The following is a 24,547-nucleotide window of genomic DNA, read 5'->3' as shown; positions in this document are numbered from 1 at the left end:
TGATTATTTTCAACAATTGCTATCTTTGCAAAAAAAGGTCTGCGTATGAACATGCTCCATTTGAACCATCATGAGTTAATAAAGGGGGTGAATTGCACTTTCCTTCGTTATCTGCATAAACAGATTGATTGGAACAATCGTTTGATTGCCATATTTGGCCAACAAGGTGTTGGTAAGACTACATTGTTATTACAACATATAAAATCTACTTTTGATAACTCGGACACTGCCCTGTATCTGAGCTTGGATAATCTGTGGTTTCAGCGTAACACCCTGTTGGATACGGTTAAGGATTTTTGTAAGGCAGGTGGTACACATTTGTTTTTGGATAATGTTCATTGTTATTCGGAATGGATAAAAGAAGTAAGCATTTTATTTGATGAAAATCCTTCTGTCCATATAATTGTAACAGCTTCAATCCTACAGTCTGTGCCTGTTGTTAAGAAAGAATTAAAACGAGGTGTTGCATGTTATCAAATGCATACGATGTCGTTCCGGGAATTTCTTTCATACGAAAGTATATTGGATATACCTCCTGTTCCATTAGACGATTTATTAAAGAATTATGCTGAGTTCGTGAAGAAGATTAATGCTCAGTTTAACGTTGTCCCCGTTTTTCGTAATTATCTTGAACACGGTTGCTATCCTTTTTACTGGCAGGATCCTGATGCTTTTTATTACCGGTTAGCTGATACGGTTCGTGAAACCTTAGATGTAGACTTGCCAGTTCTTAGAACACTTTATCCGGCGGGTGTAGCCAAAGTTAAACGTTTACTAATGTCTGTTGTCGAGAAAGTGCCGGCACGTATACGCCCTGCAGAAATGTTGAAGGATGTTGGTTTACTTCGTCCGCAAATAGACGATTATATGGGGTATCTGAATGATTGCGGTTTTATTTATATGCCTAAATATATGGCAAGGATAACACCTTTGAATCAGAAAATTTATATGGGAAATACGAATCTGCTGGCTGCCCTTTACGGAAATAAAGATAATCGCCGTAATATGGGGGAGACATTTTTTGTAGACCAATTATCAAATGTCGCCACTTTGGAAATGATAGAGAATGATGATTTCCTTATAAATAACAAATATACTTTTATGGTTGGTGATCCGCTACGTGATTATGAACCTATAAAAAATAAAGAAAATAGTTTTGCTGCAGTATATGGTTTGCCTAAATGTATCACGAATCGTATGCCTGTTTGGGTATTAGGTTTTTTGTATTAATTAAAAAATAAGAGTGTTATGTCAGATAGCATGAAGAATAGAAGAAGTATCCGTAAATATACAGCACAAGATATACCGGATACCTTATTGAATGAACTGCTTGAGGTTGCTGCGCGTGCATCCAATACGGGGAATATGCAATTATACAGCGTTGTTGTAACCCGGGATAAAGCAAATAAAGAAAAACTGTCGCCGCTACATTTTAATCAGCCAATGATAACGGGAGCTCCTGTGGTGTTAACCTTTTGTGCCGATGCAAATCGTTTTGTGAAATGGGCGGAGCAGAGGAAAGCGGAGCCCGGTTTCGATAATATGCAAACGTTTATAGCTTCTACAATAGATGCTATGTTGTTTGCCCAGAGTTTTTGTGATGCTGCAGAAGAGAAAGGTTTAGGTATTTGCTATTTAGGTACAACCGCATATAATGCGGATAAAATTATAGAAGCTTTGTCTCTTCCTCATTTAGTTGTACCAATTGTTACGGTAACAGTTGGTTACCCCGCAGAACCGTTACCTGAGCAAGTGGAACGTTTACCCCTGTCGGCTGTTGTCCATCAGGAAGCGTATGTCGATTATACACCGGCTTCTATTGATGCTTTTTATAAAGAGAAGGAAAATCTGGAAGTGAACAAACAATATGTAACGATAAACAATAAGGAAACCTTAGCGCAAGTTTTTACTGATATTCGTTATACAAAGAAGAATAATGAATACTTCTCGGAAGTTTTGATGAAAGTGTTGAAAGATCAGGGATTTATTAAAGATTAATGTGATCTATTCTTCTCCCGTTATTACTTGTACGTCATAGTGCATAAAGAGTCCGCTTTCAATGCCCCCCGTAATGGCTTTGATAGCGGATTCTATATATCCCGGTATTTCACATACATCCAAAATTAAATTGCCATTTTCTGTAATTACCGGGCCATCTTTCATTGGCGACCATTGATGCAATCTTATCCGCGATTTTCAGTTTCTTTTCTTTTCTTTATTACTGATGTTATTTCCCCATTCCAGGGTTTCTAAAATACTGTTTTCCCACTGCATATCCGTAAGAACTTAAATCCTGTCCAGAACTGTCTCTATCAGGTTGAGAATGGAACCTTTGTATTCTGTGTTCATGTCCTGGTTGACACGTCCGGCTATGATGCAACAAACAGTCATAGCTCTATGTCCCATTAATGCGGAAAGTCCGGCAAGCGAGGAACTTTCCATTTCGAAATTCGTAATATGGCTACCGTTGTAATTGAATGTTTCAATTTTTGAGTTTAAATCCGGATCGGCGAGTGGCAGACGGAGCTTACGTCCCTGAGGACCATAAAAACCATTTGCCGCAATTGTTACGCCACGGATGATGTCATTGCGGGTAATTTGTTCAATCAAAGAATGGTCGGCAGAAACAACATAAGGTGTCAGACCCGTTAGTTTCCAATCCAGCTGATTTATTAATTCCTTCTCATAAGCAATGTCACGTACTTTCTCGGAGTTGGCATAGAAATAAAGCACACCGTCAAAACCAATCGATTTCTCGGCCGCAACATAAGTGCCTACCGGAGTAAAAGGTTGTAATCCTCCCGACGTTCCTACACGAACCAGTGTTAGTTGGCGGAATTCAGGTTTTACTGTACGTGTTGCAAAATCTATATTAGCAAGTGCATCCAACTCGTTTAGTACGATGTCTATATTATCGGTTCCAATGCCATGAGATACTACTGTAATCCGTTTCCCTTTGTAGGTTCCGGTAATTGTATGAAATTCCCGGCTCGAGACTTCACATTCCTGATTGTCAAAGTAAGAGGCAACCGTTGTAACGCGTGACGGGTCTCCAACAAGCACAATGCGGTCGGCTAGCTGTTCAGGTTTCAGATGCAGATGGAAGGCACTTCCATCTGCATTGATTATTAATTCTGATTCGGGAATTGTTTGCATCTTCTAATCTTTTAATGGTTTGGAAGGAGCACTGCTGGGTTTGGCAATGGCTTCTCTCATAGAAGTATCTGCTTCTATATTTTTCATCTTGTAATAATCCATTACTCCCAGATTTCCGTTACGGAAAGCATCTGCCATAGCTTTTGGAACTTCTGCTTCTGCTTCTATAACTTTAGCACGCGCTTCTTGTGCTTTAGCTTTCATCTCCTGTTCAAGAGCTACTGCCATTGCGCGGCGTTCTTCGGCTTTTGCCTGGGCTATATTCTTATCTGCTTGCGCCTGGTCCATCTGTAAGTAAGCCCCGATATTTTTACCTATATCGATGTCTGCAATATCGATAGACAGGATTTCGAAAGCGGTTCCGGCATCCAGCCCTTTGCGCAATACCAGTTTGGATATGGAATCCGGGTTTTCGAGTACTGTTTTATGACTGTCCGACGAACCGATTGATGATACAATCCCTTCGCCAACGCGGGCAAGGATTGTTTCTTCTCCGGCTCCACCTACCAACTGTTTGATATTAGCACGAACTGTTACACGGGCTTTTGCAATTAACTGGATGCCATCTTTAGCAACGGCTGTAACCGGTGGTGTATCAATTACTTTAGGGTTTACCGACATTTGTACGGCTTGAAACACGTCGCGTCCGGCCAGGTCAATTGCTGTTGCCATCTGGAAGGGTAGGTCGATGTTTGCTTTGGATGCGGAAACAAGGGCATGAACCACTTTTTCTACATGTCCGCCGGCCAGATAGTGTGCTTCCAGTTCGTCACGGGTCAATGTTTTCAGACCTGCTTTATGTGCTTCAATCATAGCACGGGTAATGATGTAAGGAGGCACTTTACGGATTCTCATCAGGAAGAGTTGAATCAGTGAAATGTTTACACCCGATACTTTTGCTGATATCCACAACAGGAATGGTACATAATAGAAAAAGATTGCCAGTAGCAGTACCGCAGCACCCAGCAGAATAAGAGGCAAAAAGGTCATTTCCATATTGTTTAATTTTAAATGTGTAACTTAATTTTGTTCGTCTTTTGGTTTTACAATCACATTGTAACTGTCTACGCGGACAACGATAACCGGAGTATTTTCGTCTAAAAGTTCTTCTTCGGACTTCGCCTCTACATTGATTCCGTTTATACGGGCTTTGCCGATAGGGGCCAGACGGGATAAAGTAATACCTTCATCGCCAGGTTGGATGCCCAGATCTCGACTTGAAGTTAGTTTGGAATTGATGTCTGTCTTTAAAGCTACCCGGCTGAATGAATTAGACCGCATCAGCCATACAAAGGCGATACCGAAAACCAGAATCGATGCTATTAATGATATGTGGCCTATCATCGTCCCGGCTGAATAGGCAAATATAATGCCGCCTGCCGCAAAAATAAATCCACCTATACCGGCTAGTGTAATTCCCGGTAAGAAGAATATTTCCAACAGAATGAGCACTATGGCTACAATCAAAAGGAATGCAATGATGGCAATATCCAGTATCATAATAGTTTGTTAACTGTTTCACCTGTTCTTTTTCAAGAAATTAATTTCTGCATTACGCGCTCTCTTCTCAAGTTCGGCGGGCTGGCTCTGCAATTCGTAAAGTTGATCTTCTGCTTGCAGAATCTGAGGCTTTAATTGATCACGCTTGGCATTGTTGCTGTTGTTCCACGTTGTACGCAGTCTATTCAGTTTATTGTTAATCTCTTTGATCTGTTTATTTAATGTTACTACTTTCGAATAGAGGTTCTTGGCTTCGGGGCTTTTGATGTCATCCATCGTATAATATACGGTGTTGTCGTTTATTACAAATTCGAAGTCTTTTTTAATCTCTACTCTGCCGTCAGGAATTTCCTTATGGGCCAGTTTGATCAGATTTTCGTAATTACTGTCATGTTTCCATGTGCTTTGTATGGAAGTAAGAGTCGCATGTGCCCGTTTAACTTCAATATCGTCGCTTTCTACACGTGAACGGTTGTCATTAGGAATAAATAAATATACACATACCTTGTCTTCCGGTTGATAGCGGTCTGAAACAAACCATCCTAGTCCTTTAGCCTCGTCTATAACCATCATATAATCGTTATAAGGCGAATTGTAGGGCATGCCTAATTGCTCCGGAGTAAGATAGTTGTCCGAACCTAAATTGTAACGGGTTATAAACAGATCATAGCCTCCCAGCGTGCCGTTTCCTTTGGATGCATAGTAAATTGTAACTCCATCGGAAAGAACAAAAGGATAATTGTCGTCTTCATTACTGTTAATATTCATGGGTAGTTGTTTTTCGTCTCCCCATTTGTCAATCAAAAGAGATTGGTTGAACAGGCAATAATGGTTTTCATCCGTGGGATGGGCATAATATATTTTGTCTCCTTTTTGGTTCATGTAAACGGTAGAGTTTACCGGCTCCGAAGTTTCAAAGAAATCTTGAAAATACATCAACTTACCGCTTTCTTCACTTAATGTATAAGCCGAAAGGAAAGCATTTTTGTCTACAACCATGCTATCTATAACCTGGACATCCTCTACTTTGTCCAGCATACGGGATGCCTTTTCTGCTAAATTCAGTTTTGCATCTACGGTTTCTGTCGGTTGTTTCTTTTTGGTCAGAAGGTCTATGTATTCTTCGTATACATCAGATGCTTCGTCAAAGCGGTATGTCTGGTAATAAACGTCTCCTAAGTAACGGTAAGCATCCTGAATTTTTCGTTTAACGGCAACGCTTAGATGCTTTTCTGCTTTGGAAAGCTCTCCTGTTTCAAAGCAGCAAACGCCATACCAATGGTTATATGAAGCATTATTGGGTGCTTGTTTGACTAATTTCTCAAACACAGGCTTGGCTTCTGCATATTTTCCTTCGGTGTATAATCGTTTGGCTTGATCCAGGCTTTGCGCCTGCAAACTTCCGCATAATAAAGCGATACCTATCGTATAAATTACTTTTTTTGATAACCGTTTCATTTCTTCATGTCTTCTAGTGTACACAAAGATAATGGCTTTGCTTATATATTAAAAGCAATCGGTGAAAAAACTTATGTAAATAAAAAAAGTTCCCATCCCGAAGATTTAATTGAATCATAAGTATAAATTATTTGGTTCATAACTTCGATTTATATAATTCATAAGTATGAGCCGATTCGTTTGTCGGTAGGAAATGGCTGTTTTTTTGTATGAAAAGGGTATAGGATAATGTTGGAGGAAACGGATATTAATGCTTACTTTTGTCTTTTGTATTTACTGTTATATATGGCAAAATTGACGGAAGAGGAATTATTGTTTCGCAAAATAGAGGAAAAGGTTAAGAAGGCTATTTTTGATTATAGCCTGATTCAAGACGGAGACCGAATATTGGTTGGTTTGTCGGGGGGGAAAGATTCGCTGGCTCTAGTGGATTTGCTGGGGCGCCGTTCTAAAATATTCCGTCCTAAGTTCGGGGTAGTGGTCACCCATATTGTAATGTCTACTATCCCGTATCATTCGGATTTAGATTATCTGAAAAGTTGTGCCGATGAACATGGTTTGCCTTTCATTGTGCATGAAACGGGCTTCGATGCTTCTACCGATACGCGTAAGTCGCCTTGTTTCCTTTGTTCGTGGACACGCCGGAAGGCTTTGTTTGATATAGCAAAAGCAAATGGTTGCAATAAAATAGCCTTAGGGCACCATCAAGACGATATCTTGCAAACTTTACTAATGAATATGATTCATCAGGGAGCTTTCGGGACAATGCCGCCTAAACTGAAAATGGACAAATTTGATATGGAAATTATTCGTCCCTTATGTTTGGTAGAAGAGAAAGAATTAATCCGTATTGCAGAATGGAAAGGTTATCGGAAACAAATAAAGAACTGTCCGTATGAATCCGGTTCAAGCCGTTCTGAAATGAAGGATGTTCTTGCACGCCTGGAGGCTATTAATCCCGAAGCCCGCTATAGTATCTGGGCTAGTATGACGAATATCCAGCAAGATTACTTACCACATAAATAAGACAAGATTCCCGCTTCGTTATCCGGATGGAACCAGCGGATTTCTTCGTCGCGTTTAAACCAGGTCATCTGTTTACGGGCATAAACGCGTGAGTTGCGTTTAATTTTTTCTACAGCAAAATCTAATGTCCATGCACCGTCCAGATAATTGAAAAGTTCTTTATAGCCTACTGTGTTCAGCGAATTGAGGTGTTTATATGGATATACCCGCCGGGCTTCTTCCAGTAATCCGTCAGCCATCATTTGATCTACACGGAGATTGATCCGGTTGCATAGCTCTTCGCGTTCGCGTGTTAAACCTACTTTTATTATTTTGAACGGACGTTCTTTTCTTATATTCGTACGGAAAGAGGAGTAGGGCTTTCCGGTCATACGGCAAATCTCAACAGCATGAATAACACGCTTATAGTTATTCCGGTCTACTTCTTCATAATGCACAGGATCGGATACTTTCAGCTCTGCCAATATATTGGCTAATCCTTCGCGTTCGAATTGGGCATAAATGGAATTACGTATTTCCGGCGTTACCGTAGGAATATCGTCTATGCCTTTTGTCACAGCATCAATATACATCATAGAACCGCCAGTCATAATAACGGTTGAGGTAGTTTGGTATAAAGAAGGGAGGAGAGATACTACTTCTTCTTCGAAATTACTGGCGCTATAATAGTCGGTCAGTGCTAATGTACCTACCAGATAATGTTTTACCCGTGCCATTTGGGCTGCCGTAGGAGCAGCTGTGCCGATTGGCAGATCGCGGTATAACTGGCGTGAGTCGGCAGAAATGATGGGGGCACGGAAATGTTCGGCAATACGTAGACTGAGTTCTGTTTTGCCCACTCCTGTAGGGCCTAATAATATGATTAATGTGTTCATAGGAGACGATCTGTAAAATATACGCAACCTTTACTGCGTTTTTGCAGCCAAGGGTGGTTCAAAGATACGAATATTTTGAAGAGGAAACGGTTGCCTATTGCAGATTATGTATAATTTTGCGCCTTATTAAGAGTTAATACAGATAACATTATGCAGGGGTTTTATACTATTTTATTGTTGATTGTTTCTAATATTTTTATGACGTGTGCGTGGTACGGGCATTTGAAGATGAAGCAGCAGTTTAGTTGGTTTGAGCATTTGCCATTGATAGGAGTAATCTTATTTAGCTGGATAATTGCCTTTTTTGAGTATTGTTGCCAGGTGCCGGCAAACCGTATCGGCTTCCGCGAGAATGGAGGACCGTTTAATCTGATACAGTTGAAGGTGATACAGGAAGTAATTACACTAATTGTTTTTGTTTGCTTCAGTACGATTGCTTTTAAAGGAGAATCGTTTAAATGGAACCATGCTTTAGCCTGTGTGTTGCTGGTTGCAGCGGTTTATCTGGTATTTAAGAAATGAAATCTTTTTATTCTTAATTAGTAATAATCGGTTTGTCCTATGAAAAGAATTGTCATAGTTGGTGCAACTTCAGGTATTGGTAACGAAGTGGCAAAAGGATATTTGAAGCTGGGATGGCGGATAGGGGTGGCTGGCCGCAGACAGGAGGAACTTGAAAAATTTCAGGCTCTTGCCCCGGAAAAGGTAGAAATACAGGTGTTGGACGTAACCGATGCGGATGCTCCTGAAAAGTTGCAACTACTGATAAATAAGTTGGGGGGAATGGATTTGTTTTTTCTGAGTTCGGGTGTTGGTAGTCAGAATCTGCAACTAGATATACGGATCGAATTAAATACGGCAAAGACAAATGTGGAAGGTTTTATACGTATGGTGACCACTGCTTTTGATTATTTCAGGAAACAAAGCGGAGGACATATTGCTGTAATCAGTTCTATTGCCGGAACAAAAGGTTTGGGATCGGCTCCGGCTTATTCGGCTACGAAACGTTTTCAGAATACCTATATTGAAGCACTGGAACAATTATCCTGTATGGAGAAACTGAATATCCGATTTACCGACGTTCGTCCGGGGTTTGTTGCGACTGCTTTGTTGAAGAATGATAAATACCCGATGCTAATGCATGCGGATAAAGTTGCTTCACATATAATCCGGGCTTTGAATAATAAACGGCATGTTGCAACTATTGATTTCCGGTATGCGGTGCTTGTCTTTTTCTGGAGGATGATTCCCCGTTGGCTTTGGCGTAACTTACCGGTTAGAAATAATTAAGTGTAAAGCCGGCTTTCGTTATTCTTTATATTCAGGATGCCTGTTTAACCAGACAACAGCATAAGAACAGGTTGCCAAAGCTCTCAATCTGTTGCTTCTTGCATAATCGTATGCATGTTTGACTAAAGCGGCAGCAATGCCTCTACCTTCTATCGGACGAGGAACGACTGTATGTAAGATATCGAGACCTCCGTCATATAAGCGGTATTCTACGTAAGCTTTTATTCCGTCTACTTCTGTTTCGAAGCGATGTTTTTCCGGATAATGTACTATCTGGTATTCCATATTTATAGTTTTATGAAGTTTAAAGTTTATATTACAACTATACAATGCCGTTTGTTTTTATAACGGATTAAACAGATGAATTGTTTTTGGGGAGGTCTGATTAATAAGGAACGGGTATATAAAAAGAAAGCATCCGTTTGTAAAGATTATTACAGCAGATGCTTTCTTTTTATGTATTAAGTAATTGTTTTAGAATTTTTCGTCATCGTAAGGATTATCCATAGGCCCTTCTCCTAATCCTTCAAAACCTTCTTTATCCAGTTCGTCAATGTCATATTCGGAATCGCCGTAAAAGTCTTCTCCTATTTCGGTACTATTGTTCTTGGTTTCAAATTCATCGAAAGAAATAACTTGGGCGGGTGGCATGCCAATGGACTTGCTGCAAACTGGTTTGTCCAAATCTTTTCCGGGTACTATCTCGCGTAATTCCATAAAGAAAGCGCGCTCTGTCATGTAGTCGAATACGAAAAGCAATTTTTGATGTTCATCTTCCAAAAGTTCTTCCAATGGAGTTTCTTCCATGATATAACTATCTACTTCAGAAGAAGTGTCCATTTCAACTAAAGTGATTTCTGTTTTCTTGCTCCAATCGTCATCGCAAATAAAGAAAGAGCACATCTGGTCTTTTGTATAACCTACGGAATCCAGGATTGCGTTATGTAAATCCAAGAAGGTGGCTTCGGAATCGATCTTGATTTCACGTTTGAAGTCATCAACTTCATCTGATAGGATAAGAAATCTAAATAGCATAATCTTACTTGTTTTTTGATGCTTCAAAAGTAGTAAAAATATCTATTTATCTTTATAAATAGGGTAAAAAATAAGCGACCTCCTTATCTCTTTGTCGGAGATGGGGGAGGTCGCTTATTTTACTTATATCTTCTGGATGAATTATTCGTCTATCGAACCTCTGACGATTCCGCGGCTGGAAGATTTGATGAAATTTAATATCAAATCTCTTTCTTCACTTGGTTCGTATTCGGTCTCAATAGCTTTCAGCGCTTCTGTATTATTTAATCCGCGAGTATATAATGTGCGATAAATATCCTGGATCAGGAATACTTGTTGGTTTGTGAATCCGCGACGACGCAGACCTACAATATTTATACCGCAATATACAATCGGATCACGTCCGATCAGCGTGTAAGGAGGAATATCTTTACCAATACGTGAACCGCCCTGTACCATAACATGCTTTGAAATCCGGCTGAATTGGTGAACCAGACAACCTCCGCTCACGATGGCAAAGTCATCTATTTCGACTTCACCGGCAACCTGAGTAGAGTTACCAATGATAATATTGTCTTTCAATACGCAGTCGTGGGCAATATGCGAGTATGCCATAATGAGGCAGTTGCTACCTACAATAGTGCTTCCCTTGGAAGCAGTACCGCGGTTTATGGTTACACATTCGCGCAGAGTTGTATTGTCCCCGATTTCGGCAGTTGTAACTTCTCCTTTGAATTTTAAATCCTGAGGAATGCCTGCTACAACGGCACTTGGAAATATATTACAATTTTTACCAATTCTGGCTCCGTTTAATATAACAGCATGAGGATATATATGACAGTTGTCGCCAATAACGACATCTTTTTCAATGATTGCAAACGGATCGATCGTTACATTCTCGCCGATCTTTGCTTCGGGATGAACAACTGCTAGTGAAGATATATTCATTTCTGTATGTATTATTTGTTTTTGACAATTTGTGCCATGAATTCTGCTTCGCAAACCAGTTTGTCGCCAACGAAGATATATCCTTTCATGGTAGAAATACCGCGTCGAATAGGAGCTAACAATTCTAAGCGTAAAATCAAAGTATCACCCGGTACTACTTTCTGACGGAACTTGACACCGTCTATTTTCATGAAGTAAGTGGAGTAGCGTTCGGGTTCATCTACAGAGTTCAGTACTAATAAACCTCCGGTTTGCGCCATTGCTTCAACCAAAAGCACGCCGGGCGTAACAGGCTCTTGTGGGAAATGTCCTTGAAAGAAAGGTTCGTTAGTCGTGATATTCTTTATACCAACTATATAATCACCACCAATCTCAATGATTTTATCAACTAATAAGAATGGATAACGGTGTGGCAATAGTTCGCGGATGCGGTTGATGTCCATTACGGGGGTAGTGTTCGGATCATAAACAGGAGCTTGTACTTCGTTTAGTTTGATATCTTTACGGATCATACGTGCTAGCTGGTTATTGATCTTATGTCCCGGACGGGTTGCTATGATCCGGCCACGGATCGGTTTTCCGATTAGAGCTATATCTCCGATAACATCGATCAACTTATGGCGCGCTGGTTCATTGTCGAATACCAACGGCTTATTATTAATATATCCGAGGTCTTGTACATTCTTGTGAGGAATGTTAAGCATATCAGCCAGTTTGTCGAGGGATTCCTGAGAAACTTTTTGGTCGTAGATAACAATTGCGTTATCTAAATCTCCCCCCTTAATCAGGTTGTTTTTTAATAACATCTCAACTTCGCGTACAAAAACGAAGGTGCGTGATGCTGCAAGTTCGGTAGGAAATTCGCTCAGGTCGTTTAATGTTGCGAATTGGTTTGACAAAACAGGAGAATCGAAAGAGATCAGAACATTAATGCTAAACTTGTCGTCCGGCAGGACAACAAGAGATGAACCGGTTTCTTCATCTTTTACTTCTATTTTGTGCTTTACAATATAGTAATCCTTCGGGGCGTTTTGTTCTGCTACGCCTACTTTCTGGATTTCTTCTGTATAAAAGCGGGAACTTCCGTCTAATATAGGAAATTCGGGTGCGTTTACTTCTATCAGGCAGTTGTCAATACCAAAAGCATAAAGAGCAGCCATAGCATGTTCTACAGTGCTTATCTGGACATTGTTTTTGGAAAGAACAGTACCACGTTGTGTATTTACAACATTTTCTGCCAAAGCATCGATCTCCGGTTGATCCGGAAGATCAACACGTTTAATTTTGTATCCATGATTTTCAGGAGCCGGATTAAATGTAATTTGTATATCTAATCCCGTGTGCAACCCTTTCCCGTGTAAAGAGAAACTTGCTGCAAGCGTCTTTTGTTTATGCATAGAATTTATGTTATTTATTAATTTCTTTCTTGAGTTGTTCTATCTCGCGTTGCAATTGTCCCATAGTACGGTACATATCCGGCAGACGGCTAAAAATAGCACTGGAACGCATAAATGCTTTTGCATTAATAGCGGGTGCACCTAATACGGTTGTAGCTTCTTTTATATCGCTTATAACGCCAGCTTGTGCTCCGAATACCACATTGTCTGCAATATGAATATGACCAGCCAATCCGACTTGTCCTCCAAACATGCAATGCTTGCCGATTTTTACGGAACCTGCAATTCCTACCTGGGAAGCCATTACCGTGTTATCGCCTACTTCAACATTATGTGCTATTTGAACCAAATTGTCCAACTTTACACCCTTGCGAATAATTGTAGAATCCATTACGGCACGGTCGATAGTAGTGTTTGCTCCGATTTCTACATTATCTTCAATAATTACATTGCCTAGTTGGGGTATTTTTTTATAACTTTCACCTTCGGGGGCAAAACCGAATCCATCGGCACCTATCACACAACCAGCGTGCAGGATACAGTTGTTTCCGATAATACAATCTCTGTAGACTGTGATATGAGGATATAATATACAGTTATCACCTATAGTTACATTGTCTCCAACATAAGCATGGGGATAAACCTGACAATTATTGCCCAGTTTTACGTTTTCTCCGATATAAGCAAAATTACCGATATAACATCCTTCTCCTATAGTGGCAGTCGTTGCGATAAATGCAGTTGAGTTTATTCCAGCCTTTGGCTTCTTAGTCTGTTCAACCATATTGAGCAACATGGCTAATCCTGCATAAGCGTTTGCTACTTTCACCAGAGTTGCCTTTACTGGTTCTGTGGGAGTGAAATCATTGTTAACCAAAACAATACTAGCTTCGGTGTTATAGATGTGATGTTCATACTTGGGGTTGGCCAGAAATGATAATGTTCCTGGTTTGCCTTCTTCTATCTTAGAAAAGTTGCTTACTTTCACATCGGGATTCCCCTCTATTGTTCCTCCCAGAAAGCTTGCAATTTGTTGGGCTGAAAACTCCATTATATATTAATATTATTAAGTATATCTGTTGGTTATGTCTGATATTAAGATAAACCGATTTGCAAAAATGGTGAAAAATATTTGTTTTGCCTATGCTTTACAAGGAATTATTCCTTTATCATACAGGTAGCCTGCCATTTCTTTTTGTACGGCTTGCGCTGCTTCGCGGGCGAAAGAAGCAAAATTTTCTGATTTATCTGCATATATGATAGCTCGTGACGAATTTACCAGTAAACCACACATATCATTCATTCCGTATTGTGCAACTTCAGCTAAACTGCCTCCTTGAGCACCAATTCCCGGAACAAGCAGGAAGTGGTTCGGAACCTGTTTGCGGATGTCTAAGAACATTTTGCCTTGCGTTGCACCTACAACATACATCATTTGTTCATCGGTTGCCCATTCTTGAGATTTTTTCAATACTTTTTCAAACAGACGTTCGCCATTAGCATCTTCTGTCAATTGGAAATCATGTGAACCTTTGTTTGAAGTCAATGCCAACAAAATTACCCACGCCTCCGGGTAAATGAGGAATGGTTTTACACTATCTTCTCCCATATAGGGTGCTACAGTGACAGCATCAACTTTGATATGGTCGAAGAAAGAGCGGGCATACATTTCAGAAGTATTTCCAATGTCACCGCGTTTGGCATCCGCAATGATGAATTGATCCGGGTAATTGGTTTTCAAATATGAAACGGTCTTTTCAAAAGCGTTCATTCCTTTTACACCTAAACTCTCATAAAAAGCTAAATTGGGTTTATAGGCTATACTATAGTCGGCTGTTGCATCAATGATTGCTTTGTTGAATGCAAAAATAGGATCTTCCTCTGACAATAAATGCTGAGGAATCTTTTTTATATCAGTGTCTAGTCCAACACAAAGGAAAGACTGTTTCTTTTTAATGTTTTCAAATAACTGTTGTTTGTTCATACCCTTTAAATATCTTCTTTTAAATGATGTATTCCGTGTTTATAATTCTGACTCTTTCAGACGTTCTGCATTTTCTGCTACAATCAGTTGATCGATGCATCCTTGTATGTCTCCATCCATGAAAGCAGACAGATTGTAAATAGTATAATTGATGCGATGATCGGTTATACGTCCTTGCGGATAATTATATGTGCGAATTTTTGCCGAACGGTCGCCTGTAGAGACCATTGTCTTACGCTTACTAGCTATATCATCCAGATATTTCTGGTGTTCTTTGTCGTATATGAATGAGCGAAGACGGGTAAGAGCACGTTCCTTATTTTTCGGTTGGTCGCGTGTCTCTGTACATTCAATCAAAATTTCTTCACTTATACCTGTGTTGGGATTTTTCCATACATATCTTAAACGGACACCGGATTCAACCTTGTTAACATTCTGGCCACCGGCACCTCCTGAACGGAAAGTATCCCATTTGATTTCCCCTTCGTTTATTTCCACATCGAATTCGTCAGCTTCGGGTAATACTGCTACGGTAGCTGCCGATGTGTGTACACGTCCTTGCGTTTCTGTTGCAGGTACGCGTTGTACGCGATGTACTCCGGATTCGTATTTAAGCGTTCCGTATACTTTTTCGCCACTAACAGTGAAAATGATTTCTTTAAATCCTCCCGACGAACCTTCGCTTATGCTGGACACGGATACTTTCCAGCCTTTAGCTTCGCAGTATTTTATATACATCCGGTAAAGATCTCCGGCAAAAAGTGCAGCTTCATCACCGCCCGTTCCCCCACGTATTTCAACAATTGCATTTTTGTCGTCCTGGGGATCGGTAGGAACCAGAAGTAATTTAATCTCTTCTTCTAATTCCGGAATACGTGTGTTACATGCGTCTAACTCTTCACGAGCCATTTCTCTCATTTCAGGGTCTTGCTCGTTGTCCAATATCTCACGCGCTTCCTGGATGCCGTTTAGAGTTTTTACATATACCTCACGTGTATTTACAATCTTTTCAAGGTCGCGGTATTCTTTATTCAGTTTAACGAACCGTTTCATATCGGCAATCACTGCCGGGTCGGTAATTAATGTACCGACTTCTTCAAAACGGCTTACCAATCCGTCTAATTTATCTAATAAATTGCTTTCTGCCATTTAATATATTAATAAACAAAGCGACCTTTTTCGCTTTCAATAATCAATTCATTCTTCGGGGCTTCTTCTACGAAACCTACTATTTGTGCATCGATGCCAAAACTCTTGGAAATGCTGATTACTTCATCTGCATATTCCGGAGCGATGTATATTTCCATGCGGTGCCCCATGTTAAACACTTTATACATTTCACTCCAATCCGTTCCGCTTTGTTCCTGGATGATACGGAATAATGGAGGGATAGGGAACAGGTTGTTTTTTGTTACCCGTTTGTTTTCTACAAAATGCATTACTTTTGTTTGCGCTCCACCCGAGCAGTGAACCATTCCATGGATATGCGGACGTAATTTGTCAAGTAATACCTTGATTACGGGTGCATAAGTCCGGGTAGGGGACAGTACTAATTTTCCTGCATCGATACCTAATTCTTCGATCTGGTCTGTTAATTTTAATTTGCCGGAATAAACAAGCTCTTCCGGTACGGCTGCATCATAACTTTCGGGATATTTTGATGCCAGATATTTAGCAAACACATCATGGCGGGCGGATGTAAGCCCGTTACTACCTGTGCCGCCATTATACTCTTTTTCGTATGTTGCTTGTCCAAAAGAAGCCATACCTACGATTACGTCGCCGCCTTGAATGTTTTTGTTGTCTATTACGTCGGCACGCTTCATTCGGCAAGTTACAGTACTGTCAACAATTATAGTGCGTACTAAATCGCCAACATCGGCAGTTTCGCCTCCGGTAGCATAGCAACCAACACCTAACTCGCGTAATTCTGCCAGTAGCTCGTCTGTTCCGTTTATAATGGCGGAAATTGCTTCTCCGGGAATCAATAGTTTATTACGTCCTATTGTAGATGAAACAAGTATATTATCTACAGCTCCTACACAAAGCAGGTCGTCAATATTCATAATTAGTGCATCCTGCGCAATACCTTTCCATACCGAAATGTCTCCGGTCTCTTTCCAGTACATGTAAGCAAGGGATGATTTTGTGCCGGCGCCATCTGCGTGCATAATGTTGCAATATCCGGGATCACCTCCCAGAATGTCCGGTATAATTTTACAGAAAGCTTTTGGGAAAATTCCCTTGTCGATGTTCTTTATTGCGTTGTGAACATCTTCCTTTGAAGCTGATACGCCGCGCAGGTTATAACGTTGGTCACTCATTGTAATACTTTATTTTGAATCGCAAAGGTAATACTTTTTTATGTTACTTATCTAAGTTTTAGCACATCTCCTTCTTCAGGAATATAATCTTTATGCTTTTTATTTAATTTATATAAGCTCTTCAGCTGTATTCCATACCTCTGGGAGATACTGTGCATAGACTCGCCAATTTGTACCACATGGTCATAGCTTGGCTTGTCGGCTTTCTTCTTTTTCTTTTCCAGATAAACGATGTCTCCTTTCTGTAAAGGAAAGTCTTCGGGAACTTCGTTGTATTTTATCAGTTCTTTTGCTTTGAAGCCTAAACTGGCTGCTATCCGGTCGAAGCTGTCGTTGTCTATTGCATATACATAAAGAAGGCCGTTGGTTCGGTAAATTGTTCGTTTAACAGTTGTATAGGATGAACTTTGCGATTGTTTTGATACCCTATTTTTCCCTTTATTGGAGTCAAAGCGGTAAAGTTCATAATCCTCAATTACTTTGATTAGTTTATTTGCATAAGCACGATCTGTTGCGTAGCCGCATTTTTGTAATCCTCTGGCCCAACCTTTATAGTCTTTGATATTTAATTTGAATAAAGAAGCATAGCGTGAACGTTCTGCAAGAAATTTTGAATGATCCGTATAAGAATCTTCTACGCGCTTGTATTTGCGGAAGCATTCGCCTCGCAAATCATCATCATGATATACCCGGCCTCCGCGCCATTCGGCATGGCATTTGATTCCGAAATGATTATTGGAACGTTGAGCTAAATTGCTTTGTCCTGCTCCTGATTCCAATAAACCTTGTGCAAGAGTTATACTTGCGGGAATGCGATATTTACGCTGGTGATCTACAGCCAATCCACTGTATTCTTTAATATATTTCTGATAAGATGCTAGTTTACGTTGCCCACTGGCACCAGTGGCATATAGTGTTATTAACAGTGCAATAAGTCCGCAGACGCGTACAAGAAATTTCATAATTCTTTGTTTCCTTATGAGTAATTATTTTCGCAAAGATAAATACAACGAACCGATTTTACCTCATGTTTTATAAAATAAACGTATCTTTGATCTCACTGTTTCAGCAGATAAATTGTATTTTTAAGTTTGAAAGAAAAAAATCATCCCGATCATTTTTTTTAATCATCCCGATGAAATGAAAAAATGATCGGGATGATTTTCGTTATATATTTTATATATTTGCCAATATAAAGAGTCGGAAGCATGAAGGAAATAATATTTGAAATTCGGGTAACTCAGTTACAAATTGATGAACTGTCTAACGAGTTTCGGAAACTTGCTCAAAAAGCATTAAAAGCTGCAGAAACAGCTTACGCATTTTATTCGCATTTTCAGGTTGGTGCTGCTGCATTGTTGGCAAACGGAGAAATAGTTTGTGGAAGTAATCAGGAAAATGCAGCTTACCCTTCAGGATTGTGTGCAGAACGGGTTGCTTTGTTTTATGCAGGTGCTCAATACCCTGGAATTCCGGTATGTGCTATTGCTGTTGCTGCTATATCCGATGGTAAACAGGTACAGAATATCACACCCTGTGGAGCTTGCCGTCAGGTTTTGCTGGAAGTGGAAAAACGCTATAATTCGCCGGTTAAAATACTCCTTTACAACAAAAGCCATGTTTCTGTAATTGAAAGTGCGAAGGCTTTATTACCTCTTTGTTTTAACGGAGATGAATTACCTTAGTGTTATTTCCCTAAACGAAATGTATAGTCATTTTTTCCTCTGAATATGCGGTAAATACGTACGTATAGATTGAATATCGGTTGTACTATTTCTATGAATGGGAGCCAGCCTGTTAAAGGCTTTTGTTGTAATAATTTGGCAGACTTATGCAGAATCACAGCTTTTGTAATGAAAAGTATTATATAGAGTAGTATTCCCCATATTGTTATTAACCAGTTGCTTTGAATACCAAATATGATGGATGCAATGACAAATGCCAGAAAAAGGAAGAAACTCATTGTCTCCATTCTGTAAAACATAAGGCGTTTACCTTTATAAAACCGTCGGGTTGCTGCCCGCGATACTTTCATTTCCTTCCATATTTTGAAATATTCTATTTTAGCCATTTCAGTGATGCTATCGGCCGAATATTCCACTATTGTATTCTTTTTGCTTGCTGATTCATTGATGAATAAGTCATCATCTCCTGCATGCAGATTTAATGATTTGTAATAGCCTTTATGTTTGAAAAACAGGTCTTTTGTGTACGATAAATTCCTTCCATTTCCCGTATAAGGATGTTGGGCTAAGGCTGATGATATGTATTGGATTCCGCTTAACAGATTGTCGTAAGCTATAAGTTTGTGTAGAAAACCTTTATGATTTCCATAAGCACAGTAACCTAAAACAATGGATGTGGTTGGCTGATATGCTTTTGCCATGGCATGAATCCATCGGTTACTTAACGGATAACAATTTGCTTCGGTAAATAAAAGTATTTCATTTTTAGCTGCTTTTATTCCTACTGTGAGAGCAAGTTTTTTACGGCTCAGGTATTTTACATCCTCGGGGATATAGGTGTGATAAAGGTGTTTATATTCGTTTTCATAGGCTTTCAGGACATTGTCGCTTTCATCTGTAGATCCGTCATTTACGACAATTATCTCATAGTCTGGATAATCTTGCGTGAGAAGTGACGGCAGATATTTCTCCAGGTTTTCGGATTCGTTTTTAGCATAGACAATAACAGATACAGGCGGTTGGCCGCCCGAAGCCAATGGCATTTTATTAGCAGAAGTCCGGATAGGTCTCGCATAAATGACCAAATAGTATAATAATTGTATGGTAAATAATATAGAGACTGCCCCCATAAAAGCAATCTCTATTGTATTGAATACAAATATTTGTTCCATTATATCTATAATGTATCTGAATAATATGCTTTTGGTAATTGTCGACAGTTATATTGAGAAGCCATGACTTCACCGTAAGCTCCTGCAGAGCGTAAAGCGATCAAGTCTCCACGATGTGCTTTGTTCAGTTCTATATCTTTTCCGAATACATCGGATGATTCACAGATAGGTCCAACGACATCGTATATTTCTACTTCTTCATCACTGGAAATATTTTCTATGCGATGGTAGGCTTCGTACATTGCCGGACGGATAAGCTCTGTAAAGCCAGCATCCAGAATTGCAAATTTTTTCGTTTCCCCCTCTTTGACATATAATACTTTTGATATTAATGTACCGCAATTAGCAACAACAGAACGTCCGGGTTCAAAATGAACCTGTTGCCCGGGACGAAGTTGAAGCAATTTTTTGAACACGGCAAAATAGTTGTCGAAAGCAGGAATAGGTAAATGGTTCGGATGGTAGTAATCGATCCCTAAACCTCCTCCAAAGTTTAAATTCGGTATCTGAATACCACGTGCTTCAAATTCTTCTTGTATTTCATTTACGCGAATTACTAAACCACGAAATGCAGATATATCGGTGATTTGTGAACCTATGTGACAATGTATCCCGATTAGTTTAATGTTTTTCAACGAACCGAGCTCACTTAATACATGGCCTAGTTGACTCAGATTTATGCCGAATTTATTCTCTTTCATCCCTGTGGTGATCTTAGCATGCGTATGTGCATCTACTTCCGGATTGATACGTAAGGCTATGGATGCGATCTTGTTTTTAGCAATAGCCAATTCGTTGATGATTTGCAGTTCTGCAGCCGATTCGACATTGAAACAGAAAATATCGTTATCCAGCCCTAAGTTAATCTCCCAATCCGCTTTACCGACTCCGGCATATACAATTTTGTTAGCAGGAAAACCCGCTTCAAGAGCAGCTTTTATTTCGCCGCCACTAACGCAGTCTGCGCCTAATCCGAATTCGGATATAATGGAAAGTATGCGAGGGTTGGCATTGGCTTTTACTGCGTAATGAACGTGATAGCCATATTTGCCTGCTTCGGTAGTTACTATTGAGAGTGTCTCTTTCAGCAACTCGATATCGTAATAATAAAATGGCGTTTGTATCGCCTTGAATTTTTCTACAGGGAATGTTCCTTTGAGCATATATGTAAGAAATTATATAAAGATAAATAAGGGCAGTCTGAAAAGGCTGCCCTTGTTTAAGTTATTTATTTGTTATTGAATAAATGATCGCTTAATGCTTGCAGCGCTCTTTTTTTGTCGGCCGATTTGATAAGGAGCGAAACGTTGTAATTGCTTCCTCCGTATGAAATCATACGAACCGGTATGTCTTTTAATGCGTAAACAATACAAGCTTCAAAACCTACGTTGTCCCATTCTAAGTCTCCAACTACACAAACAATGACCATTTCTTCATCAACTGTTACTGTTCCGTATTTCTTCAGGTCGTCAACAATCTCTTCCAGATGTTTACGGTTGTCGATAGTTACAGAAACACCCACTTCAGATGTCGTAATCATATCAATTGGAGTTTGGTAGTTTTCGAATATTTCGAATACTTTACGTAGAAAACCTGTAGCAAGCAACATACGTCCGCTCTTAATCTTGATGGAAGTGATATTGTCTTTTGCGGCGACAGCTTTAATTCTACCTTTTTCCGTTGTGTTGGAAATTAATGTACCCGGAGCATCGGGTTGCATGGTATTCAATAGACGGACTGGTATATTATTCAATTTTGCCGGTAAAATACAAGTAGGATGGAGTATCTTTGCACCGAAGTATGCTAATTCTGCTGCTTCTTCAAAATGCAAGTGGCGAACAGGTGATGTTCCGTTTACAAAACGCGGATCATTATTGTGCATGCCATCTATGTCAGTCCAAATCTGGATTTCTTCCGCATTAACGGCCGCGCCGATAAGTGATGCGCTATAGTCGCTGCCACCGCGCTGTAAGTTATCGATTTCACCATATGCATTGCGGCAAATATATCCTTGTGTAATGAACAAGTCTGCATCTTCATGGCTACTCAGAAGCTTGTGAAGCCTTTCTTTGATATAAACAGGGTCGGGTTCCGCATTTTTGTCTGTGCGCATATATTCAAGCGCCGGAATTAAAACGGATTTTATACCTTGTTCATTCAAGTATAAATTCATCATTCCGGTAGACATAAGTTCTCCTTGGGCTAATACGACTTTTTCTTCAAATAAAGTAAAAAGATCCTTGGTAAATGTACGGATATAATCGAAATGTGATTTTATAAGTTCTTTGGCTTTCTGCTTATATTCGTCAGTACTATAGAATTCATCAATATGTCCATAGTATTTCTGAGCCAGTCTGTTGATAATTTCATTCGCTCCGTCCGGATTCTTTTTATACAGATATTCGGAGATTTCTACCAATGAGTTGGTTGTACCTGACATGGCAGACAATACAATGATATTACGTTCGCCTGAAATTAGTTTTGCTACATCTTTCATTCTTTCTGCTGACCCCACAGAAGTACCGCCAAACTTTAAAACTTTCATTTTCTTTTTACTGTATTAAATTGTTCGTCTTTTCTATCGAAACCGGATTTATCCGGGATGTATAATTACAGAATACATATTCCTGTATGTAAATACGTTGCAAAGGTAAATAAAAAATTATTCTCCTACATCACTTAGGCACGCATTCTCGCATTTTACGATACGTGCCGGATAGTTGTGCACTAAAGTATAATTATGAGTAGTCATTACTACTGCTGTTCCTTTTTGACAAATATCGTGTAATAATTGTACTATTTGTCCGCTGGTTTCCGGATCCAGATTACCTGTTGGTTCATCTGCTAAAATCAGCTTCGGATCATTTAGTAAAGCGCGCGCTATAACAATACGCTGCTGTTCGCCACCGGATAATTCGTGTGGCATTTTATATCCTTTATCCTGCATACCGACCTGAGTAAGCACTTCTGTAATACGGGAACTGATTTCTGTCTTTTTTTTCCATCCGGTTGCTTTCAGTACGAATTCCAGGTTTTTTGTGACAGAACGGTCGGTTAGCAGTTGAAAATCCTGGAAGACGATGCCCAGTTTTCTGCGAAGGAAAGGGATGTCTTTCCGTTTCATTTTGCAAAGATTGTAATTCATCAGCCAAGCTTCGCCGTGTATGATGGGAATTTCGCAATACAGCGATTTTAGCAAGCTGCTTTTCCCTGATCCCACTTTTCCGATAACGTATACAAATTCTCCATTATGAAGCGTAAAAGATGCATCATGCAAAATTACATTTTCATCCCGGCATATTTCTATACCTTCTAATTTGAGCAGAATTTCTTCCATAATTATTATTAGCCTTTATGTCTTTTCTTTAGCTCACGGGCAAGGTCTTCCAGACGAAGTCCTTTGCTTGTAAGCAATACAATGAGATGATAAACTAAGTCGGCGGCTTCGTATATAAAACCATCTTCTGTTCCGTTTGTTGCTTCGATAACGGTTTCTACAGCTTCTTCACCTACTTTTTGTGCCATGCGGTTTACACCTTTTTGGAATAGTGAGGTTGTATATGAACCTTCCGGCATATCCTGACGGCGGCGTTCGATGAAGTCTTGAAGGTATTTCAGAAACATAATGTCTTCTATGTTCTTTTCTCCGAAACAAGTATCAGCACCTGTATGGCAAACAGGACCGGCAGGAATAGCTTTAATCAGGATCGTATCATTATCGCAATCCACCATCATGTTTACAACCTGTAATGTGTTACCGCTTGTTTCGCCTTTCATCCACAGGCGGTTTTTGGTGCGACTGAAAAATGTAACTTTGCCTGTTTCTTTTGTTTCTTCGTAAGCTTCTTCGTTCATAAAGCCCAACATCAATACTTTGTTTGTGTTAACATCCTGTACAATAGCAGGAATCAGGCCGCCCATTTTTTCAAAATCTAATTTCATTTTCTTATATCGTTTATATTCTTACATTGATTTTTTCGTTCAAAAGATATTGCTTTAAATCGCTAATACTTATTTCGCCGAAATGGAATACACTTGCAGCCAATGCTGCATCTGCTTTTCCTGATGTGAATGCATCGCGGAAATGTTCTTTCTTTCCTGCACCTCCGGATGCAATTATTGGGATATGTAGAGAATCTGCTAATGTAGCCAACGCTTTATTGGCATAACCGTCTTTTACACCGTCGTGTGTCATGCTTGTAAATAGAATTTCTCCGGCTCCGCGGCTTTCTGCTTCTGCAGCCCAAGCAAATAGACTCTTATCAGTTGCAATGCGTCCACCATTCAAATAGCAAATCCAGTTTCCGTTCTCAAAATTCGCATCAATAGCTACTACACACACCTGGCTCCCGAAGTTTTTTGCAATGTCTTCTATAAGGTCAGGATTGCGTAAAGCGGCAGAATTTATAGATACTTTGTCGGCTCCGGCGCTTAATAACCGGTCTACATCTTTCATTTCGTTGATACCTCCACCCACGGTAAATGGTATACTGATGTTTGCTGCTACCTTTTTTACCAGTTCTGTAAAAGTTTTCCGCCCTTCATGCGAGGCTGTGATGTCTAGATATACCAACTCATCCGCTCCGGCACGGCTGTATTGGGCACCCAGTTCAACAGGGTCGCCGGCATCGCGGAAATTGACGAAATTTATTCCTTTGACTGTTTTTCCGTCTTTAATATCCAGGCATGGTACGATTCTTTTTGCAAGCATATATCCT

At 39.8% G+C, this 24,547-nt stretch carries 26 protein-coding genes and 1 pseudogene; 6 read left to right on the top strand and 21 right to left on the bottom strand.

Annotated features, from left to right (window positions below; translation table 11 throughout):
* Window positions 1-45 precede the first annotated feature (45 nt).
* Window positions 46-1,230: an AAA family ATPase gene (locus tag C4S38_RS14230; RefSeq protein ID WP_103984243.1), complete on the top strand. Its 1,185-nt coding sequence runs from the start codon at window positions 46-48 to the stop codon at window positions 1,228-1,230.
* A gap of 18 nt (window positions 1,231-1,248) precedes the next feature.
* Window positions 1,249-1,998 (top strand): nitroreductase family protein, encoded by a 750-nt coding sequence (locus C4S38_RS14225; protein WP_099464148.1) that lies wholly within the window; start codon window positions 1,249-1,251, stop codon window positions 1,996-1,998.
* A 6-nt stretch (window positions 1,999-2,004) separates the two neighbouring features.
* On the opposite strand, the pseudogene C4S38_RS14220 reads toward C4S38_RS14225, so the two are convergent.
* From C4S38_RS14220 to C4S38_RS14200, 5 genes and pseudogenes are all read right to left on the bottom strand, one after another.
* Window positions 2,005-2,184: pseudogene (locus C4S38_RS14220) on the bottom strand (ribose-5-phosphate isomerase A); the annotation flags it as partial.
* A 102-nt stretch (window positions 2,185-2,286) separates the two neighbouring features.
* Entirely contained in the window at window positions 2,287-3,156 is an 870-nt protein-coding gene (locus tag C4S38_RS14215; protein ID WP_103984241.1) for a nucleoside phosphorylase, read from the bottom strand.
* A 3-nt stretch (window positions 3,157-3,159) separates the two neighbouring features.
* The gene (gene floA, locus C4S38_RS14210) at window positions 3,160-4,152 is read right to left on the bottom strand and encodes a flotillin-like protein FloA (RefSeq protein WP_099464145.1); all 993 of its coding nucleotides are present in this window, start codon (window positions 4,150-4,152) and stop codon (window positions 3,160-3,162) included.
* Between the two features lie 24 nt (window positions 4,153-4,176).
* Complete coding sequence (locus tag C4S38_RS14205) at window positions 4,177-4,656, bottom strand: NfeD family protein (RefSeq protein ID WP_099464144.1); 480 nt, start codon at window positions 4,654-4,656, stop codon at window positions 4,177-4,179.
* An 18-nt stretch (window positions 4,657-4,674) separates the two neighbouring features.
* Window positions 4,675-6,114 carry a tetratricopeptide repeat protein gene (locus tag C4S38_RS14200; RefSeq protein ID WP_103984240.1) on the bottom strand — a complete coding sequence of 480 codons (1,440 nt, stop codon included), beginning with the start codon at window positions 6,112-6,114 and terminating at the stop codon, window positions 4,675-4,677.
* A 285-nt stretch (window positions 6,115-6,399) separates the two neighbouring features.
* On the opposite strand from C4S38_RS14200, the gene C4S38_RS14195 reads away from it, so the two are divergent.
* A complete protein-coding gene (locus C4S38_RS14195) occupies window positions 6,400-7,140 on the top strand; it encodes a tRNA 2-thiocytidine biosynthesis TtcA family protein (protein WP_103984260.1) in 741 nt (246 codons plus the stop codon).
* On the opposite strand, the gene miaA is transcribed toward C4S38_RS14195, so the two are convergent.
* Complete coding sequence (miaA, locus tag C4S38_RS14190; protein ID WP_103984239.1) at window positions 7,122-8,015, bottom strand: tRNA (adenosine(37)-N6)-dimethylallyltransferase MiaA; 894 nt, start codon at window positions 8,013-8,015, stop codon at window positions 7,122-7,124. The genes C4S38_RS14195 and miaA overlap by 19 nt on opposite strands.
* 150 nt (window positions 8,016-8,165) lie before the next feature.
* On the opposite strand from miaA, the gene C4S38_RS14185 reads away from it, so the two are divergent.
* Together C4S38_RS14185 and C4S38_RS14180 are read left to right on the top strand one after the other, a co-directional pair.
* Entirely contained in the window at window positions 8,166-8,537 is a 372-nt protein-coding gene (locus C4S38_RS14185; RefSeq protein WP_099464141.1) for a DMT family protein, read from the top strand.
* 39 nt (window positions 8,538-8,576) lie between these two features.
* Window positions 8,577-9,305 carry an SDR family NAD(P)-dependent oxidoreductase gene (locus tag C4S38_RS14180; protein ID WP_103984238.1) on the top strand — a complete coding sequence of 243 codons (729 nt, stop codon included), beginning with the start codon at window positions 8,577-8,579 and terminating at the stop codon, window positions 9,303-9,305.
* Window positions 9,306-9,323: 18 nt separating this feature from the next.
* Here the strand turns inward: C4S38_RS14180 and C4S38_RS14175 are convergent, their stop codons facing one another.
* From C4S38_RS14175 to C4S38_RS14135, 9 genes are all read right to left on the bottom strand, one after another.
* Entirely contained in the window at window positions 9,324-9,590 is a 267-nt protein-coding gene (locus tag C4S38_RS14175) for a GNAT family N-acetyltransferase (RefSeq protein WP_103984237.1), read from the bottom strand.
* Between the two features lie 189 nt (window positions 9,591-9,779).
* Complete coding sequence (locus C4S38_RS14170) at window positions 9,780-10,340, bottom strand: IS1096 element passenger TnpR family protein (RefSeq protein ID WP_099464138.1); 561 nt, start codon at window positions 10,338-10,340, stop codon at window positions 9,780-9,782.
* Between the two features lie 141 nt (window positions 10,341-10,481).
* Complete coding sequence (gene lpxA, locus C4S38_RS14165; protein WP_103984236.1) at window positions 10,482-11,267, bottom strand: acyl-ACP--UDP-N-acetylglucosamine O-acyltransferase; 786 nt, start codon at window positions 11,265-11,267, stop codon at window positions 10,482-10,484.
* A gap of 11 nt (window positions 11,268-11,278) precedes the next feature.
* Window positions 11,279-12,664 (bottom strand): bifunctional UDP-3-O-[3-hydroxymyristoyl] N-acetylglucosamine deacetylase/3-hydroxyacyl-ACP dehydratase, encoded by a 1,386-nt coding sequence (locus C4S38_RS14160; RefSeq protein ID WP_103984235.1) that lies wholly within the window; start codon window positions 12,662-12,664, stop codon window positions 11,279-11,281.
* Between the two features lie 10 nt (window positions 12,665-12,674).
* Window positions 12,675-13,715, bottom strand: a complete 1,041-nt coding sequence (gene lpxD / locus C4S38_RS14155; RefSeq protein ID WP_103984234.1) for a UDP-3-O-(3-hydroxymyristoyl)glucosamine N-acyltransferase — start codon at window positions 13,713-13,715, stop codon at window positions 12,675-12,677.
* A 90-nt stretch (window positions 13,716-13,805) separates the two neighbouring features.
* A complete protein-coding gene (gene pyrF, locus C4S38_RS14150) occupies window positions 13,806-14,648 on the bottom strand; it encodes an orotidine-5'-phosphate decarboxylase (protein ID WP_103984233.1) in 843 nt (280 codons plus the stop codon).
* A 39-nt stretch (window positions 14,649-14,687) separates the two neighbouring features.
* Window positions 14,688-15,797 carry a peptide chain release factor 1 gene (gene prfA, locus C4S38_RS14145; protein WP_099464133.1) on the bottom strand — a complete coding sequence of 370 codons (1,110 nt, stop codon included), beginning with the start codon at window positions 15,795-15,797 and terminating at the stop codon, window positions 14,688-14,690.
* Between the two features lie 8 nt (window positions 15,798-15,805).
* Entirely contained in the window at window positions 15,806-16,972 is a 1,167-nt protein-coding gene (locus C4S38_RS14140; protein WP_103984232.1) for an AIR synthase related protein, read from the bottom strand.
* A 47-nt stretch (window positions 16,973-17,019) separates the two neighbouring features.
* Complete coding sequence (locus tag C4S38_RS14135) at window positions 17,020-17,934, bottom strand: glucosaminidase domain-containing protein (RefSeq protein ID WP_103984231.1); 915 nt, start codon at window positions 17,932-17,934, stop codon at window positions 17,020-17,022.
* A gap of 246 nt (window positions 17,935-18,180) precedes the next feature.
* Between C4S38_RS14135 and cdd the strand changes: the two genes are divergently transcribed.
* Entirely contained in the window at window positions 18,181-18,657 is a 477-nt protein-coding gene (gene cdd, locus C4S38_RS14130; protein ID WP_103984230.1) for a cytidine deaminase, read from the top strand.
* A gap of 2 nt (window positions 18,658-18,659) precedes the next feature.
* Here cdd and C4S38_RS14125 read toward each other — a convergent pair whose 3' ends face one another.
* The 6 genes from C4S38_RS14125 to hisF form a co-directional block, all read right to left on the bottom strand.
* Window positions 18,660-19,829, bottom strand: coding sequence for a glycosyltransferase (locus C4S38_RS14125; RefSeq protein ID WP_103984229.1), 1,170 nt, complete (start codon window positions 19,827-19,829; stop codon window positions 18,660-18,662).
* 5 nt (window positions 19,830-19,834) lie between these two features.
* Window positions 19,835-20,992, bottom strand: a complete 1,158-nt coding sequence (gene lysA, locus C4S38_RS14120; protein ID WP_103984228.1) for a diaminopimelate decarboxylase — start codon at window positions 20,990-20,992, stop codon at window positions 19,835-19,837.
* A gap of 65 nt (window positions 20,993-21,057) precedes the next feature.
* Entirely contained in the window at window positions 21,058-22,374 is a 1,317-nt protein-coding gene (locus tag C4S38_RS14115) for an aspartate kinase (protein WP_103984227.1), read from the bottom strand.
* A gap of 117 nt (window positions 22,375-22,491) precedes the next feature.
* Entirely contained in the window at window positions 22,492-23,166 is a 675-nt protein-coding gene (locus C4S38_RS14110) for a cell division ATP-binding protein FtsE (RefSeq protein ID WP_099464126.1), read from the bottom strand.
* An 8-nt stretch (window positions 23,167-23,174) separates the two neighbouring features.
* A complete protein-coding gene (hisIE, locus tag C4S38_RS14105; RefSeq protein ID WP_103984226.1) occupies window positions 23,175-23,771 on the bottom strand; it encodes a bifunctional phosphoribosyl-AMP cyclohydrolase/phosphoribosyl-ATP diphosphatase HisIE in 597 nt (198 codons plus the stop codon).
* A 13-nt stretch (window positions 23,772-23,784) separates the two neighbouring features.
* A complete protein-coding gene (gene hisF, locus C4S38_RS14100; protein WP_103984225.1) occupies window positions 23,785-24,540 on the bottom strand; it encodes an imidazole glycerol phosphate synthase subunit HisF in 756 nt (251 codons plus the stop codon).
* Window positions 24,541-24,547 lie beyond the last annotated feature (7 nt).

The organism is Parabacteroides chinchillae (genome assembly GCF_900108035.1).
GTDB classification, from domain to species: Bacteria; Bacteroidota; Bacteroidia; order Bacteroidales; family Tannerellaceae; genus Parabacteroides; species Parabacteroides chinchillae.
Note: the sequence above shows the minus strand (reverse complement) of the source record. Positions and strands in the feature narration are given on the sequence as shown.

What these genes read in the sequence shown, in the direction of transcription:
- C4S38_RS14195 (WP_103984260.1), top strand. Translation starts at nt 6,400, where the DNA reads ATGGCAAAATTGACGGAAGAGGAATTATTGTTTCGCAAAATAGAGGAA.
- C4S38_RS14170 (WP_099464138.1), bottom strand. Translation starts at nt 10,340, where the DNA reads ATGCTATTTAGATTTCTTATCCTATCAGATGAAGTTGATGACTTCAAA.
- C4S38_RS14215 (WP_103984241.1), bottom strand. Translation starts at nt 3,156, where the DNA reads ATGCAAACAATTCCCGAATCAGAATTAATAATCAATGCAGATGGAAGT.
- C4S38_RS14125 (WP_103984229.1), bottom strand. Translation starts at nt 19,829, where the DNA reads ATGGAACAAATATTTGTATTCAATACAATAGAGATTGCTTTTATGGGG.
- C4S38_RS14110 (WP_099464126.1), bottom strand. Translation starts at nt 23,166, where the DNA reads ATGGAAGAAATTCTGCTCAAATTAGAAGGTATAGAAATATGCCGGGAT.
- lpxA (WP_103984236.1), bottom strand. Translation starts at nt 11,267, where the DNA reads ATGAATATATCTTCACTAGCAGTTGTTCATCCCGAAGCAAAGATCGGC.
- C4S38_RS14160 (WP_103984235.1), bottom strand. Translation starts at nt 12,664, where the DNA reads ATGCATAAACAAAAGACGCTTGCAGCAAGTTTCTCTTTACACGGGAAA.
- hisF (WP_103984225.1), bottom strand. Translation starts at nt 24,540, where the DNA reads ATGCTTGCAAAAAGAATCGTACCATGCCTGGATATTAAAGACGGAAAA.
- C4S38_RS14225 (WP_099464148.1), top strand. Translation starts at nt 1,249, where the DNA reads ATGTCAGATAGCATGAAGAATAGAAGAAGTATCCGTAAATATACAGCA.
- lpxD (WP_103984234.1), bottom strand. Translation starts at nt 13,715, where the DNA reads ATGGAGTTTTCAGCCCAACAAATTGCAAGCTTTCTGGGAGGAACAATA.
- C4S38_RS14205 (WP_099464144.1), bottom strand. Translation starts at nt 4,656, where the DNA reads ATGATACTGGATATTGCCATCATTGCATTCCTTTTGATTGTAGCCATA.
- miaA (WP_103984239.1), bottom strand. Translation starts at nt 8,015, where the DNA reads ATGAACACATTAATCATATTATTAGGCCCTACAGGAGTGGGCAAAACA.
- C4S38_RS14200 (WP_103984240.1), bottom strand. Translation starts at nt 6,114, where the DNA reads ATGAAACGGTTATCAAAAAAAGTAATTTATACGATAGGTATCGCTTTA.
- C4S38_RS14230 (WP_103984243.1), top strand. Translation starts at nt 46, where the DNA reads ATGAACATGCTCCATTTGAACCATCATGAGTTAATAAAGGGGGTGAAT.
- C4S38_RS14175 (WP_103984237.1), bottom strand. Translation starts at nt 9,590, where the DNA reads ATGGAATACCAGATAGTACATTATCCGGAAAAACATCGCTTCGAAACA.
- prfA (WP_099464133.1), bottom strand. Translation starts at nt 15,797, where the DNA reads ATGGCAGAAAGCAATTTATTAGATAAATTAGACGGATTGGTAAGCCGT.
- floA (WP_099464145.1), bottom strand. Translation starts at nt 4,152, where the DNA reads ATGGAAATGACCTTTTTGCCTCTTATTCTGCTGGGTGCTGCGGTACTG.
- pyrF (WP_103984233.1), bottom strand. Translation starts at nt 14,648, where the DNA reads ATGAACAAACAACAGTTATTTGAAAACATTAAAAAGAAACAGTCTTTC.
- cdd (WP_103984230.1), top strand. Translation starts at nt 18,181, where the DNA reads ATGAAGGAAATAATATTTGAAATTCGGGTAACTCAGTTACAAATTGAT.
- C4S38_RS14115 (WP_103984227.1), bottom strand. Translation starts at nt 22,374, where the DNA reads ATGAAAGTTTTAAAGTTTGGCGGTACTTCTGTGGGGTCAGCAGAAAGA.
- C4S38_RS14185 (WP_099464141.1), top strand. Translation starts at nt 8,166, where the DNA reads ATGCAGGGGTTTTATACTATTTTATTGTTGATTGTTTCTAATATTTTT.
- hisIE (WP_103984226.1), bottom strand. Translation starts at nt 23,771, where the DNA reads ATGAAATTAGATTTTGAAAAAATGGGCGGCCTGATTCCTGCTATTGTA.
- C4S38_RS14135 (WP_103984231.1), bottom strand. Translation starts at nt 17,934, where the DNA reads ATGAAATTTCTTGTACGCGTCTGCGGACTTATTGCACTGTTAATAACA.
- C4S38_RS14140 (WP_103984232.1), bottom strand. Translation starts at nt 16,972, where the DNA reads ATGAGTGACCAACGTTATAACCTGCGCGGCGTATCAGCTTCAAAGGAA.
- lysA (WP_103984228.1), bottom strand. Translation starts at nt 20,992, where the DNA reads ATGCTCAAAGGAACATTCCCTGTAGAAAAATTCAAGGCGATACAAACG.
- C4S38_RS14180 (WP_103984238.1), top strand. Translation starts at nt 8,577, where the DNA reads ATGAAAAGAATTGTCATAGTTGGTGCAACTTCAGGTATTGGTAACGAA.